Genomic DNA, 13,639 nt, shown 5'->3' on the forward strand with positions numbered 1-13,639 from the left:
ACCCCCATTTGTTGCGATCTCAGCAGTTTGGCACGTTCACGGCCAATCCACCAAGCGAGGTTTCCTTGTATTTTTCGTGCATGTCATGACCGGTCTGACGCATCGTCTCGATCACCGCATCCAGCGGCACGAAATGCTCGCCATCCCCGCGAAGGGACAAAGACGCGGCGGACACGGCCTTGATGGCCCCCAGCCCGTTGCGTTCGATGCAGGGCACCTGAACCAACCCGGCGACGGGATCGCAGGTCATGCCCAGATGATGCTCCAACGCGATCTCGGCGGCGTTTTCAACCTGTTCGGGCGTACCGCCCATCACGGCGCAGAGCCCCGCCGCGGCCATGGCTGATGCGCTGCCGACCTCGGCCTGACACCCCGCTTCGGCCCCCGAGATGGACGCATTGTATTTGACCAGCCCGCCAATCGCGGCCGCGGTCAGAAGAAAATCTTCGATATGGCTCTCCGAGGCACCAGGAACGTGGTCCAGGTAATAGCGCAGCACCGCAGGAAGAACGCCCGCCGCCCCGTTGGTCGGTGCCGTTACGACTTGCCCACCGGCGGCGTTTTCTTCGTTGACCGCCATGGCGTAGACACTCATCCAGTCGTTGATCGTGTGCGGCGCGGTCAGGTTCATGCCGCGTTCGGCCATCAGCGCGTCATAGATACCCTTTGCCCTGCGTCGCACTTTCAGCCCGCCGGGCAGAATGCCGTCGGTCGTCAAACCGCGTTCGATACAGGCATTCATGACGTCCCACAGACGGGCGCATCCTTTGGCGAAACTGTCGGCGCAGCCGCGCGCAATCTCATTGGCGCGCTTCATCTCGGCGATGGTTTTGCCGCTGGATTTGGCCATCTCTAGCATTTCAGCCGCGGACTTGAACGGGAACGGCACCGGTGCGCCTTCATCCGTTGCCTTACCTTCGGCCAGTTCTTCTTCGGTCAGGACAAAACCGCCACCGATGGAATAGAACACCTGGCGCAGGATCACGTCCCCCTGCGCGTCCGTAGCCATCAGGATCATCCCGTTGGCGTGTCCCGGCAGGTTGGTGTCATAGTCGAAAATCAGGTCTGTATTGGGATCGAACTGAAGCGTCGGCAGGCCGTCGGGCGTAACCGTGTGCGTCTTGGCGATATCCGCCAATGCGGCCTCGGCCTTGTCGTTGTCATAGGTATCCGGAACAAAGCCGGCCAGGCCCAGTATGGTCGCCCGGTCGGTCGCATGGCCGACTCCGGTAAAGGCGAGCGAGCCATGCAGCGAGCCCTTCAGACCTGCAAATTCAAAGGGTGAAGCACGCATCATATCCAGAAAGCGCGCCGCCGCCACCATGGGGCCCATGGTGTGCGAGGAGGACGGGCCGATGCCCACTTTGAACATATCGAAGACAGAGAGGAACATGTCAGGTAGCTGAGCCTTCTAAGGGGTTGGCGTAAATAGGAGAGGTGTAGGGTGCGGGGCCCAGACCCTCGGCCGCGATGGCCGTGTGGGTGGCGGGGCGTGTCTCGAGCTGTGCCAGGATGGTTTGCAGGGCCGGGGTGTCAGCCAGCGCATACCAGCTGCGATCTGCATCGGCCGGATACAAGGCCATCCAACGCATCATGCAGGCGACATAATAGGTCAAAACCGATGGGCATTCCGCGCAGAACCAGGCTGGCGCGCGTTTTGCCAGCGCGTCCAGCGGTTGCAGGTGCTGCTTCAAACGGGGTCTGATGCCTGCGCGCAGGGTATCAGCCTGTGGTGGGGTGATGTATTTCTCGGCATAGAACAGAATGCGCAGATCGGCGTGCAGCGTGTTGGACGCAAAGAACAGCCATTTCAAAAACTCTGCGCGTTCGTGGGCGCCTGCCGCCGGGGCCAGTTGCCCGTGGCGCTCGGACAGCCACAGCAGGATTGCCGCCGTTTCAAAGATCGGCCCTTGCGGAGTTTCAAGCACCGGGATCAGCCCGTTGGGGTTCAATGCCCTGTACGCCGCGCTGTCCTGTTCGTTGCGACGGCGATCGACCAGCACAGTTTCATAGGGCACACCCATTTCTTCCAGCACCAGCCGGATCACCAGCGAGGCGTTGTCAGGGGCGTAGTGCAGGCGGTATCGGGTCAACATGCGGGCAATCTATATGACAAAGATGAGAGCGTAAGACATGATTGCGACGTTTCCGATAGGAAACGCGCAGTCTTCAGGCATCTTTACGCTTGCCGAACCGCAAATTGTGGTCGCAGTCGCGCGGCGCATTCCCTATAACTCCGGCAGGCCAAACTGGGAAAGCTGCCATGACCGGAGAACTGTCGCCCATCGACACCGCAAAATACGTGGCCGCATGTCGTGCCGCCGAGATGGTCGAGGACGGCATGCGCGTGGGTCTTGGAACGGGATCCACTGCGGCCTGGCTGGTCCGTCGTTTGGGCGAACGGGTGCAGGACGAAGGTCTGCGGATCAAGGGCGTTCCCACCTCCACCCGCACCGCGCAGCTGGCACGCGAAGTCGGGATCGAAGTCATTTCTCTGGATCAGGCCGGGTGGCTGGACATGACCATCGACGGCGCGGATGAATTCGACGCCGACCTGAACCTGATCAAGGGCGGCGGCGGCGCGCATTTGCAGGAAAAGATCGTTGCCACGGCCAGCGATCAGATGGTTGTCATCGCAGATGCCGGGAAAGAGGTGGAAACGCTGGGTGCTTTCCCCTTGCCGGTCGAGGTTGTTCCATTTGGCTGGCAAACCACGCGAACACTGATCGAAGAAGCGCTGGACGCGATGGATGTACTTGGAACCTCGTCGGCGCTGCGTATGAATGGCGCGGCCCCGTTCGTGACGGATGAGGGCAACCACATTCTGGACCTGCACCTGCAACGCATCGGCAATCCCCGTCAGATGGCCCTGATCCTCAACCAGGTTCCCGGCGTGGTGGAAAACGGCCTGTTCATCGATATCTGTGACAAGGTTATCATCGGCCACGGCGACGGGCGGGTCGAACTGCGGGATATCAACGCGGGCACCCTGGAACTGGATCAGCTGCTGAGCGGATCCCGGGAAAACCTGTTTTCCGACCAAACGGACTGAGTTTTATGCAAGCCAATCGGACAAGCGTCGGCAAAAGATCGAAAATTCCACGCCCGGGGGTTGGCACCGGGGTTTTCGCGCCCAGATATCCAGAGGATTTTTGCAAGTTGAACGAAGGAACCCGGCATGAGCTTTGACTATGATCTTTTTGTGATCGGCGGAGGCTCGGGCGGGGTCCGGGCGGCACGCGTGGCAGCGGGTGAAGCCGGTGCAAAGGTCGCGCTGGCTGAAGAAGACCGCTATGGCGGCACCTGTGTGATCCGGGGCTGCGTGCCAAAGAAACTGATGGTCTTTGCCAGTGAATACTCGGGCATGATCGAAGATGCGCAAGCTTATGGTTGGGATGTTCAGCCAGGCGCGTTTGACTGGGACATGTTTCACGGCAAACTGGTTGCAGAACTGGACCGGTTGGAAGGGATTTATCGCAGCATCCTGAAAAACAACGGCGTTGAAAGCTTTGATCGGCGCGCGCGCCTGGTGGATGCGCACACGGTCGAGCTGGCCGATGGCACCCGCAAAACCGCCAGACACATCTTGATTGCAACAGGCGGTCGACCGGTGGTGCCGGATTTCCCGGGATCGGATCTTGCGATCACGTCGAATGAGATTTTCCATCTGGACAAGCTGCCCGAAAGCATCCTGATCGTCGGCGGTGGCTATATCGCCAGCGAATTTGCCGGGATCATGAACGGTCTGGGCGTCAAGACCACGCAATTCTACCGCGGTGCGCAGATCCTGCGTGGCTTTGATGAAGAAGCGCGTGGGCTGATCTGCGAAGAGATGCGCCAGAACGGCATCGACGTACGGCTGGGCACCAATGTGCTGGAAATGGCCAAAGATGGCGACCAGATACGTGTCAAGGCGACGGACGGCACCGAGGATCGTTTTGACGTTGTCATGTACGCCACCGGTCGGGCACCGAATGCCGATAACCTCGGGCTGGAAGAGCTGGGCGTTGAACGTGGGCGCAAGGGCGAGATCGTCGTGGATGAATACAGCCAGACCGCCGTTCCGTCGATCTATGCCATTGGCGATGTCACCGACCGGGTCAACCTGACACCCGTGGCCATCCGCGAGGGTATGGCCTTTGTGGAAACCGTCTTCAAAGGTAACCCCACGCCTGTGGATCACGCGCTGATCCCAACCGCCATTTTCACGCAACCGGAATTCGGCACAGTTGGCCTGAGCGAGGAAGAAGCCTCGGCCCTGGAACCGATCGATGTGTATGCCACTTCATTCAAACCGATGCAGAAGGCGTTTGCCGGTGGCACGCAACGGGTTCTGATGAAACTGATCGTGTCTCAGGCCACGCGCAAGGTACTGGGTTGCCATATTGTCGCCCCCGGAGCAGGAGAGATGATCCAGCTGGCCGGAATTGCCGTAAAGATGGGCGCGACAAAGGAAGATTTCGATCGCACGGTTGCAGTACATCCCGTTATGGCGGAAGAACTGGTGACAATGCGGCAACCTGTACGCTCCGCTTGATTTGCAAGCGCGCGCACACAAGTTACAAGTGTGCCCGTGATCACACGGGCCTAAACGAAGGAAATGATACATATGGCGGGCAACAGCGGTGGCCCCTGGGGGGGCGGAGGCTCTTCAGGAGGTGGAGGAAATCGGGGTAACAACGGGGACGGGCGACGCCCACCCGAAGGCGAAGGCCCGCAGATTCCCGAGATCGACGAGCTGATGAAAAAAGGCCAGGAGCAGCTGCGCGTGCTGATGGGCGGTCGCGGCGGCGGTGGCCGTGGTGGCAGCGGTGGTCAGGGCGGTGGAGGCCCGGCCTTTACCAAAGGTACAGTTGCGATTGGTCTGGTGGCGGCTGCCGTTTTGTGGGGGCTGGCCAGCTTTTATACTGTAAAACCGGAAGAACAGTCAGTTGAGCTGTTTCTGGGTGAGTTTTCTGCGGTTGGCAATCCGGGTCTGAACTTCGCGCCATGGCCGTTTGTCACTGCCGAGGTGATTCCGGTCACCCGCGAACAGACCGAAGATATGGGCGGAGCCCGGGGCAGCGACGATGGTCTCATGCTGACCGGCGACGAAAACGTCGTCGATATCGACTATCAGGTCGTCTGGAACATCAACGACCCGGCCAAGTTCCTGTTTAATCTGCGTGATCCGCGTCAGACGATCCGTGCCGTGTCGGAATCGGCGATGCGCGAGATTATCGCGCAGAGCGAGCTGGCACCAATCCTGAACCGGGATCGCGGCATCATTGCTGAGCGCCTTCAGGAACTGATCCAGACGACGATGGACAGCTACGATTCGGGTGTTAACATCATCCGAGTGAACTTCGACAAGGCCGACCCGCCGCAGGACGTGATCGCCGCCTTCCGCGATGTTCAGGCCGCCGCGCAGGAGCGTGACCGACTGCAAAACGTCGCCGACGCCTACGCCAACCGGGTTCTGGCTGAGGCGCGCGGTGAAGCCGCTCAGGTTCTGGAAGAAGCCGAAGCCTACCGCGCACAGCAGATCAACAGCGCCATGGGTGAGGCGAGCCGTTTCAGCGCGGTTCTGGAAGAATATTCCAAAGCGCCTGATGTGACTCGCAAACGTCTGTACCTGGAGCGGATGGAGCAGGTTCTGGGTGATGTCGACAAGATCATTCTGGACGAAAACTCGACCGGATCGGGGCAGGGCGTCGTACCTTACCTGCCGCTGAACGAACTGCGCCGCAATTCCGGACAGGAGAGCAACTGATGCGTAAAGCGACCTTTATTCTGCCGATCGTTTTCATCGCGATTGTTGGTGTACTGTCCTCGATCTTTATCGTGGATGAACGTGAGCGCGCGTTGGTTCTGCAATTTGGCCGCGTTGTTGCGGTCAAGGAAGAGCCGGGTCTGGCGTTCAAGATCCCGCTGATTCAGGAAGTTGTCCGCTATGACGACCGGATCCTGTCCATCGATGTTCAGCCGTTGGAGGTTACGCCTCTGGATGATCGCCGACTGGTGGTGGACGCTTTTGCCCGCTATCGAATTTCGGATCTGGAACAGTTCCGTCAGGCCGTTGGTGTCGGTGGTATTCCGGTCGCCGAAGACCGTCTGGATCGTATCCTGCGCGCTGAAACCCGCGAAGTACTGGGTTCGGTGTCCTCGCGTGACATCCTCAGTTCAGACCGTGCCGCGCTGATGCTGCGCATCCGCAATAGTGCGATTGCCGAGGCACGTGCGCTGGGCGTCAACGTTATCGACGTGCGCCTGAAGGCAACCGACCTGCCGCAGGCGAACCTTGAGGCAACCTTCGACCGGATGAAGGCTGAACGCGAACGTGAGGCGACCGACGAGCGCGCCCGCGGTAACGAAGCTGCACAACGTGTTCGCGCTCAGGCAGACCGTACCGTGGTCGAACTGGTCTCGGATGCCCGTCGTGAGGCGGAAATCATCCGCGGTGAAGCTGACGCCGAACGCAACGCGATCTTTGCAGAAGCGTATGGTGCAGACCCGGAGTTCTTCGAGTTCTACCGTTCGCTGACCGCGTATGAAAATGCGCTGCAAGGTGGTAATAGCTCATTGATCCTGAGCCCGGATTCCGAGTTTTTCAACTACCTCGCTTCGCCAACCGGACGGCGAGCACCGGCGGCTGCGGCGTCTGAATAATGGGTATGATCCTTCTGGCTTTCGGGCTGGTACTGATTGTCGAGGGGCTGGCCTATGCGCTGGCCCCTTCGCTTATCGAGCGGATGCTTGAAGCCTTGCGGGACATGCCAGAGCAAGCCCGGCGCCTGGTCGGATTGCTATGCGTGATCAGCGGTTTGGTCCTGCTTTGGGGCGCGCAACAATTGGGATTTTGACGCTGTGGTTTCACTTGCTGGTGATTTCGCTGCGATCCCGAGTTGCTCGTGGGGGCAAACTGACTACATTGGTTTGTAAGAAAGGCCGAGAACAAGCGGTCTTGGCGTGAATGTCGACAAGGAGAGCTCAAGTGCAGGCGAAAGCGCGCAGTGTATCCGTCCGGTGGGACGAAGTGAGTGTTTGGATGCGGCTGATGTGGCTGGCTTTTGCAGGTTCACTGCTGTTGCTGGCGCAATCGGTTGCAGCGCAGGCCAAAAGTGAAAGTTTGGCACCGCTGGCCGAGGAAATCAGCCCGGCAGTAGTGAACATTACCACCAGCACTTTGATCGAAGGCCAGACTGGACCGCAAGGTATTGTTCCTGAAGGCTCTCCGTTCGAGGATTTCTTTCGCGAGTTTCAGGATCGCAACGGTGACAACGGTGACAACGCGCCGCGCAGAAGCAACGCGCTGGGATCTGGGTTCGTGATCTCGGAAGATGGCTTTATCGTCACAAATAACCATGTGATCGCCGAAGCCGATGAGATACTTGTGGAATTCTTCCCCGGCGATGGCCAACCCAAGAAAGAGCTTGTGGCCAAGGTTATCGGAACGGATGAGAAAACCGATATCGCGCTGCTCAAGGTCGAGGCTTCGGGCCCACTAAAATATGTGAAATTCGGCGACAGCGACGTAGCACGTGTGGGTGACTGGGTTATCGCCATGGGCAACCCGCTTGGGCAAGGCTTTTCGGTATCGGCTGGGATCGTTTCAGCACGCAACCGAGCGCTGAGCGGAACCTATGACGATTACATTCAAACGGACGCGGCGATCAACCGGGGCAACTCGGGCGGGCCGCTGTTCAACATGGACGGCGAAGTGATCGGAGTGAACACCGCAATCCTTTCGCCCAACGGCGGTTCAATCGGCATTGGTTTCTCGATGGCGTCGAATGTTGTCGTGAAGGTCGTGGATCAACTGCGCAAATATGGCGAGACCCGCCGCGGGTGGTTAGGCGTCCGTATTCAGGACGTAACCGAGGACATGGCCGAGGCCATGGGCCTGGAAAAGCCGGGTGGGGCGCTGATCAGCGATGTACCGGACGGCCCCGCCAAGGAAGCTGGGTTGAAGGCGGGTGACGTGATCCTCAGCTTTGATGGAGTCGAGGTGGAAGACACCCGAGGTCTGGTGCGTCAGGTCGGTGAAGCAGAAGTTGGCAAGTCGGTCAGAGTGGTCGTGCACCGCGACGGTGGAACCCAGACCGTACTTGTGACACTGGGGCGTCGGGAAGATGCGGAGCGCGCTGACACTGGCGAGGAGGAACCGCAGGAAGCTCCGATTGAAGAGAACGCGGATATTCTGGGCCTGACGATTTCCCCCCTGAACGATACGCTGCGTGCAGATTTGGGTCTGGATGGTGATGCAGACGGCCTTGTGATTACAGATGTCGATGAAGCATCTGAGGCGTATGCCAAGGGAATGCGGGCAGGTGATCTGATCACCGAAGCAGGCCAGCAAAAGGTGGAAACCATCGGAGATCTCGAAGCCCGCATGGAAGAATCGCGCGAAGCTGGTCGCAAATCTCTGCTGCTGTTGGTGCGCAGGGGCGGCGATCCGCGTTTTGTGGCGCTGAGCCTCGAGAACTGATTGAACAGGCCGGGAAAACCTCCCGGCCTTTTTTCTGATTGCGGGCCAGACCAGGTATCACTGATGCGCCAAAAAAATGAGCCATACGCAGTGATTGCGTATGGCTCAGATACAGGGAGAGGTCAGTGGACAGATATCGGGGATGATTCTCTGACCTCCTACGGTAACAATCTCACGTTAGGTCAAAGCGTAATCGATGGTCTGTGAACCAGATCACACCGGATCAAATAAGATCTGAATCAGCCAATTCTCGCAGGGCTTCAAAGTCCTGGATCAGCAAACCACCTCGAGAGGCTTCGACCATGTTGTCGCGTTTCCAGATCGAGATGGTTTTGGATACTGCCTCGCGTGTGGCACCGACAAATTCGGCCAGTTCGCTCTGCGACAGGGTGATGCGCGCGGCCGGGTCGTCCTGCAAACTGGACAGGTGCAGCAGCTTGCGGGCCAGCCGAATAGGCATGGGCAGAAAGACCTGCTCGTTCAATTGCAATCCCATCCATCGCATCCGCAATCCGGCCAGACGGATCATATCCACGGCAAGGTCTGGCTGTTGTCTGATCTGGTTCATAACGTCGTTGCGGCGCACGCGCAGTACACGCGACTTTTCTGCCGCCGCAATGGTGGCCGTACGCGGACCATTGTCGAACAACGCGATTTCACCGAAGACTTCGCCGGGGCGCATCAAGGTAAGTGTCAGTTTGCGGCCGCTCATTGCCAGAAAGGAAACCTCTAACGTGCCTTCCAAAATGGCATAGAGAGAGTCGCCCTCGTCACCTTGTTCAAAAAGTATTTCACCTTGGGACAGAGATATTTCGGTCGCCTGCGCCGAAAGCATTTCTCTGAGCCCGTCGGAAGCTTCGGCAAGGAAGCCGCTGGTGGGAAAGGCCGTCATGTATGCACCGATCTTGGGCAGGGTATGAGAGTGGGTGGTGGCACAACTTCCCATAGCTGGGCGCTCAAGCCAAGAATTTTGTTTGTTTTGGCAGGTCTGGCGGGTGTAAAGGCCGCTATTTCTGCTCGGGATCGTCCATATAGCGTTGCAGAATGCTGAACTGAAGCATCAGGAAGGCCATCAGCGCGATGGGAAAGCCGAAGGTCTCGATCTTGACCCACAGATCCGTCGACATGGTGCGCCAGACGAATTCGTTTGCGGCGGCCAGAACGGCGAAACAAGCACACAGACGGCGCGTGAGTATCATCCAGCCTTCGTGTTTCATCGGCAGCATTTCGTCCAGAACATAGGCCAGGTAGGATTTCTTTTGCATCAGACCGATGCCGAGGATCAGGGCAAACAGACCATAGACAAGTGTGGTTTTCATCTTGAAGAACCGCTCGTCGTTGAACCAGGCTGTGAGACCGCCGAAGAAAATCACCATGATGGCCGTGAAGATCTGCATCCGGCTGAGTTTGCCGGTCAAATACCATAGGATACCCATTGCCACCAGCATCAGGGGGACAAAGATAATCGTGGCGATAATGAAGCCGGAATACTCGATGCCGCCGATCAGAAAGCTGTCGTCGCGCAGGCGCAGGTAGATGAAGAAGAAGGCCAGCGGGGGGCCAAGTTCCAGAACCTGTTTCAGAAACGGGTTGATGTCTTTTTTGCCTGTCATCTGTACTTCCTGCTGCTTATCCGCCCATTTCAACTATTACGGCGCCAAGTGCAATCAATGCCATCAGGGCAATGCGTCTTGGGCCAACCGTTTCCTTTAGCACAAGCCAGCCGATCAGCGCAGCGAAGACTGTTGAGGTTTCGCGCAGAACGGCTGCTTCACCGACTTTGTCCAGCCGGGTGGCCAGCATGATCGCCCCGAAGGACAAAGGGGCGATGATACCGCCAGCGAGGCCGCGCAGCATCAGCGGACCAGGCGCAGGTCTGTGCGCCATCGCGCGCCACCTGAGAAATGCGTAGATCGGCATGGCCGCGCCGTCGATCATGAAGAACCAGGCCAGAAAGGTGAACGGATCGGCGGTGGCGCGAATGCCATAGGCGTCATAGGTGGTGTACAGGGCCACAAACAGGCCAGTGATGATCGCCAGTGTCAGCGCGATGCCTAGCGTATCCCTGTTGGTTTCCAGGAACCTGAAGTTGTAGGCAGCCAACCCGAAAATCCCCGCCAGCAAGGTGGCCACGCCCAGCCATTGAACGGCCGAGAATGTTTCGCCGAACAGAAGATAGGCACCGATGACCGTGAACAGCGGGCCCGTCCCGCGCACCACCGGATAGACGACGGTGTAAGAGCCTTTGGTATATGCCATGGCTTGCAGTGTCTTGTAGGCGATGTGGATCAGCCAGACGAGCGCGAAGATCGGCCACATATGAGGTTCGGGCCAGGGCACCACGAAAAAGGCGAAGGGGGCGGCCATGAGGCAATAGCAGGCGTCGATCGCGCCGCGGGACAGCCATGGGTCATGCCTGCCTTTTTGCAATGCACCGAAGACCGCGTGCAGGAACGCCGCCATCAAAGCCAGCACCAATGCCAGCTGGTGTCCGGCTTCGGTGCCTTCGAGAGAGATCAGCCAGTCGCTCAAATACGCGGACCTTTTGCGGAGCGGAGAGGGTGGGGGGCTGTCTGCCCCCCACACTCCCCGAGGATATTTGGGGCCAGATGAAGCCTGGGATCAGCCTTTGTCGAGACCGGTGAGGGCGGCGGCGAATTCTTCGGGGTCGAAAGGGGCAAGGTCGTCGATCTGTTCGCCGACGCCGATCGCGTGGATGGGCAACCCGAATTTATCTGCCAGGGCAACAAGAACACCGCCCTTGGCCGTGCCGTCCAGCTTGGTCATGACCAGACCGGAAACGTCCGCCAGATTGCGGAACGTTTCCACCTGGCTCAGCGCGTTCTGTCCGGTGGTGGCGTCGAGTACGAGCAAGGTGTTGTGCGGAGCAGTGTCATCAACCTTGCGGATGACGCGGACGATTTTGGCCAGTTCCTCCATCAGGTCGGTGCGGTTTTGCAGGCGGCCCGCCGTATCTATCATCAGCAGATCGGCGCCCTCTGCCTGTGCACGGGTCAGCGCGTCAAAGGCGAGGCTGGCGGGGTCCGAGCCTTCGGGGGCGGTCAGAACCGGAACTCCGGCGCGATCACCCCAGACCTGCAACTGTTCCACGGCCGCGGCGCGGAAGGTATCGCCGGCGGCGATGACGACCTTTTTGCCGGCCTCTTTGAACTGGCTGGCCAGTTTTCCAATTGTCGTGGTCTTGCCCGAGCCGTTGACGCCGACGACCAGCACCACTTGTGGCCGTTTGGTATAGATCGGCAGAGGCTTGGCCACAGGCTCCATCACGCGGGCGATTTCTTGTGCCAGAAGTTGCTTGATCTCTGTGGTCGACAGTTTGCGGCCAAAGCGGCCCTCAGCCATGTTAGACGTGACCCGCAAGGCCGTGTCGACGCCCATGTCCGAGGCGATCAGCAGCTCTTCGAGCTGTTCCAGCATGTCATCGTCCAGGGTGCGGCGCATTTCCGTGACGGCGCCTCGATTGAACAGGCGGTTCAGGATACCCTTGGATTCCGGTATTTCCGGCGGTGGAGCGACAGGCGTGGGGTCAGCCGGGATCGGTGCCGGCGGTTCAACCGGTTGCGGTGCCGGGGCAGGCTCTGGCACTTCTGGAACGGGTTGCGGATCGGGCTGCGGCTGGGGGATCACAGGGTCCGGAACCGCTGTTTCCTCGCCGCCATCCTCGACGATGGCTTCCAGCCCTTCTTCAAGACGAGATGAAGATTTGAACAGCTTGTCCTTTAGCTTTGAGAAAAACGCCATACTTGGTCTCCACAGGTGTTCCCTTCACCTAATGCGGATTTGCGGCAGTTGCAAAGGGTCACGCAAACGCAAGGACAAAGCCAAGCTGAGCACCCCAGTAAAGGGGCCACACAATATAGGGCGTCACCTTGAGGGCCGGATGGTGCCGCGGCAGCAGGAACTTCTCGGTTGCGAGGATCAGATCTGACGCGATGAAGGCCATTGCGGCGGGAAAGGCCCACCGAAGGGGACCGGCATCCGGCAGTGCCAGCACCGTGATCCCCATGCCAAGAATGATGGGGATATAGGCCAGAACGGGCCCCTTCAGGTCTCCGGCGCGGGGCGCAAGCAATGTGGCCATGATGATGCCCAGAATGATCAAGGACCATACAATCGCAGGCGCGCTGAGGATCAGCCCGGCAGAACTGATCGGCAATGTCAGGAACAGAGCGATATAGGCCAGATGCCCGGCGGCAAATGCGGCGATGCCCGTCATGAAGGTGGCATCTGTTTCGCGCGACAGCAGCGCGTCACCTGTCGCACAAAGAGCGAGGGCAAGAACCAACAGCCAAGGCCCACCGTTCATGATGGCCGTGACCGCCAATAGGGCGACCGACGCGGTTTTCAGTACAGTGCGCAAAGAACCGGCGGGCCGGGAGGTCAGCGGCAGGTACCCAAGGGCACAGCCAAAGGCGATCCAGAACAGTAGGGTTGGCATGTCATCTCCTCGCCGGTTCAGAATAACCTGATCTGGGACGTGGCGTGAAATCAACCGCTTACGTTGAGTTAAGTGCTATGTGATGACACCGGTTCAACAGGCGAATGGCATGACCGAAGCGCTTCTGACAAAATGGAAACATGTTCAGGTTCCTGATGATTCTCGTGACTTTTGCCGCACATTCCGTGGCGGCACAAACGCCTCTGTCTGGCTCGGAGTTCGACAAGTATACGCAGGGCAAAACTCTGTTTTACGGGTTCGAAGGTCAGATTTACGGGGTGGAGCGGTATCTTCCGAACCGTCGTGTGATCTGGTCTTTTCTCGACGGGAATTGCAAGGAAGGTATCTGGTATCAGCAGGGTGAGCAGATCTGCTTTGTCTACGAAGACAGGCTGGATCCGCAATGCTGGGTTTTCACTCAATCCGGTGGCGGTTTGATTGCGCAGTTCGAAGGCAATCCGCAAGCGACCGAACTGTATGAGGCCGAGGACCTTGGGGAGGAAATGGTTTGTTACGGGCCGGACGTTGGCGTTTGATCAGTTTGCGCGCAGCTCATCATAATCGATCATGACATGGGTTTGGTAAGATGTCCTGTCCGTCAACCCTTCATAATAGCGGCGCAAACTGGGCAGTTATGCGTGCGAAACATCGATGTCATATTAGCGATCGAGTATGTGTCCCAACTGGATATCGGCCAAAGTCAGGCAGGAACC

At 58.7% G+C, this 13,639-nt stretch carries 14 protein-coding genes; 7 read left to right on the top strand and 7 right to left on the bottom strand.

Features of this window, described 5'->3' with window-relative positions; translation table 11 throughout:
• Positions 1 to 19: 19 nt before the first annotated feature.
• Both ACR0E2_RS00990 and ACR0E2_RS00995 read right to left on the bottom strand, forming a co-directional pair.
• Positions 20 to 1,393, bottom strand: a complete 1,374-nt coding sequence (locus tag ACR0E2_RS00990; RefSeq protein ID WP_171170577.1) for an L-serine ammonia-lyase — start codon at positions 1,391 to 1,393, stop codon at positions 20 to 22.
• Between the two features lies 1 nt (position 1,394).
• On the bottom strand, positions 1,395 to 2,096 hold the full coding sequence (locus ACR0E2_RS00995) for a glutathione S-transferase family protein (RefSeq protein ID WP_480444773.1): 702 nt from the start codon (positions 2,094 to 2,096) through the stop codon (positions 1,395 to 1,397).
• Positions 2,097 to 2,263: 167 nt separating this feature from the next.
• Between ACR0E2_RS00995 and rpiA the strand changes: the two genes are divergently transcribed.
• From rpiA to ACR0E2_RS01025, 6 genes are all read left to right on the top strand, one after another.
• The gene (gene rpiA / locus ACR0E2_RS01000; protein WP_171119560.1) at positions 2,264 to 3,052 is read left to right on the top strand and encodes a ribose-5-phosphate isomerase RpiA; all 789 of its coding nucleotides are present in this window, start codon (positions 2,264 to 2,266) and stop codon (positions 3,050 to 3,052) included.
• Between the two features lie 126 nt (positions 3,053 to 3,178).
• Positions 3,179 to 4,537, top strand: a complete 1,359-nt coding sequence (gene gor / locus ACR0E2_RS01005) for a glutathione-disulfide reductase (RefSeq protein WP_480444774.1) — start codon at positions 3,179 to 3,181, stop codon at positions 4,535 to 4,537.
• Positions 4,538 to 4,609: 72 nt separating this feature from the next.
• Positions 4,610 to 5,752, top strand: a complete 1,143-nt coding sequence (hflK, locus tag ACR0E2_RS01010) for an FtsH protease activity modulator HflK (RefSeq protein WP_152457589.1) — start codon at positions 4,610 to 4,612, stop codon at positions 5,750 to 5,752.
• Positions 5,752 to 6,648, top strand: a complete 897-nt coding sequence (hflC, locus tag ACR0E2_RS01015) for a protease modulator HflC (protein WP_152457590.1) — start codon at positions 5,752 to 5,754, stop codon at positions 6,646 to 6,648. Before hflK ends, hflC begins: the two co-directional genes overlap by 1 nt.
• Positions 6,648 to 6,842, top strand: coding sequence for a DUF2065 domain-containing protein (locus ACR0E2_RS01020; protein ID WP_152457591.1), 195 nt, complete (start codon positions 6,648 to 6,650; stop codon positions 6,840 to 6,842). The genes hflC and ACR0E2_RS01020 overlap by 1 nt, the downstream gene beginning before the upstream one ends.
• A gap of 110 nt (positions 6,843 to 6,952) precedes the next feature.
• Positions 6,953 to 8,467 carry a Do family serine endopeptidase gene (locus ACR0E2_RS01025; protein WP_480444775.1) on the top strand — a complete coding sequence of 505 codons (1,515 nt, stop codon included), beginning with the start codon at positions 6,953 to 6,955 and terminating at the stop codon, positions 8,465 to 8,467.
• 223 nt (positions 8,468 to 8,690) lie between these two features.
• On the opposite strand, the gene ACR0E2_RS01030 is transcribed toward ACR0E2_RS01025, so the two are convergent.
• The 5 genes from ACR0E2_RS01030 to ACR0E2_RS01050 form a co-directional block, all read right to left on the bottom strand.
• Positions 8,691 to 9,359, bottom strand: a complete 669-nt coding sequence (locus tag ACR0E2_RS01030; protein ID WP_171170683.1) for a Crp/Fnr family transcriptional regulator — start codon at positions 9,357 to 9,359, stop codon at positions 8,691 to 8,693.
• Positions 9,360 to 9,474: 115 nt separating this feature from the next.
• Positions 9,475 to 10,080 (bottom strand): inner membrane-spanning protein YciB, encoded by a 606-nt coding sequence (locus tag ACR0E2_RS01035; protein ID WP_480444776.1) that lies wholly within the window; start codon positions 10,078 to 10,080, stop codon positions 9,475 to 9,477.
• 16 nt (positions 10,081 to 10,096) lie between these two features.
• Positions 10,097 to 10,999, bottom strand: coding sequence for an EamA family transporter (locus ACR0E2_RS01040; RefSeq protein WP_171328829.1), 903 nt, complete (start codon positions 10,997 to 10,999; stop codon positions 10,097 to 10,099).
• A 90-nt stretch (positions 11,000 to 11,089) separates the two neighbouring features.
• Complete coding sequence (gene ftsY, locus ACR0E2_RS01045) at positions 11,090 to 12,229, bottom strand: signal recognition particle-docking protein FtsY (protein WP_480444778.1); 1,140 nt, start codon at positions 12,227 to 12,229, stop codon at positions 11,090 to 11,092.
• 58 nt (positions 12,230 to 12,287) lie between these two features.
• Positions 12,288 to 12,926, bottom strand: a complete 639-nt coding sequence (locus tag ACR0E2_RS01050; protein WP_171228499.1) for a lysoplasmalogenase — start codon at positions 12,924 to 12,926, stop codon at positions 12,288 to 12,290.
• A 140-nt stretch (positions 12,927 to 13,066) separates the two neighbouring features.
• On the opposite strand from ACR0E2_RS01050, the gene ACR0E2_RS01055 reads away from it, so the two are divergent.
• Complete coding sequence (locus tag ACR0E2_RS01055; protein WP_253283775.1) at positions 13,067 to 13,462, top strand: hypothetical protein; 396 nt, start codon at positions 13,067 to 13,069, stop codon at positions 13,460 to 13,462.
• The last annotated feature ends 177 nt before the right edge of the window (positions 13,463 to 13,639 follow it).

The sequence above is a fragment of the Ruegeria sp. A4 genome, from assembly GCF_056543025.1.

Bases quoted from the DNA above. Each gene is read 5' to 3' on its own strand.
- ACR0E2_RS00990 (WP_171170577.1), bottom strand. From the start codon at position 1,393: ATGTTCCTCTCTGTCTTCGATATGTTCAAAGTGGGCATCGGCCCGTCC.
- ACR0E2_RS00995 (WP_480444773.1), bottom strand. From the start codon at position 2,096: ATGTTGACCCGATACCGCCTGCACTACGCCCCTGACAACGCCTCGCTG.
- rpiA (WP_171119560.1), top strand. From the start codon at position 2,264: ATGACCGGAGAACTGTCGCCCATCGACACCGCAAAATACGTGGCCGCA.
- gor (WP_480444774.1), top strand. From the start codon at position 3,179: ATGAGCTTTGACTATGATCTTTTTGTGATCGGCGGAGGCTCGGGCGGG.
- hflK (WP_152457589.1), top strand. From the start codon at position 4,610: ATGGCGGGCAACAGCGGTGGCCCCTGGGGGGGCGGAGGCTCTTCAGGA.
- hflC (WP_152457590.1), top strand. From the start codon at position 5,752: ATGCGTAAAGCGACCTTTATTCTGCCGATCGTTTTCATCGCGATTGTT.
- ACR0E2_RS01020 (WP_152457591.1), top strand. From the start codon at position 6,648: ATGGGTATGATCCTTCTGGCTTTCGGGCTGGTACTGATTGTCGAGGGG.
- ACR0E2_RS01025 (WP_480444775.1), top strand. From the start codon at position 6,953: ATGTCGACAAGGAGAGCTCAAGTGCAGGCGAAAGCGCGCAGTGTATCC.
- ACR0E2_RS01030 (WP_171170683.1), bottom strand. From the start codon at position 9,359: ATGACGGCCTTTCCCACCAGCGGCTTCCTTGCCGAAGCTTCCGACGGG.
- ACR0E2_RS01035 (WP_480444776.1), bottom strand. From the start codon at position 10,080: ATGACAGGCAAAAAAGACATCAACCCGTTTCTGAAACAGGTTCTGGAA.
- ftsY (WP_480444778.1), bottom strand. From the start codon at position 12,229: ATGGCGTTTTTCTCAAAGCTAAAGGACAAGCTGTTCAAATCTTCATCT.
- ACR0E2_RS01050 (WP_171228499.1), bottom strand. From the start codon at position 12,926: ATGCCAACCCTACTGTTCTGGATCGCCTTTGGCTGTGCCCTTGGGTAC.
- ACR0E2_RS01055 (WP_253283775.1), top strand. From the start codon at position 13,067: ATGTTCAGGTTCCTGATGATTCTCGTGACTTTTGCCGCACATTCCGTG.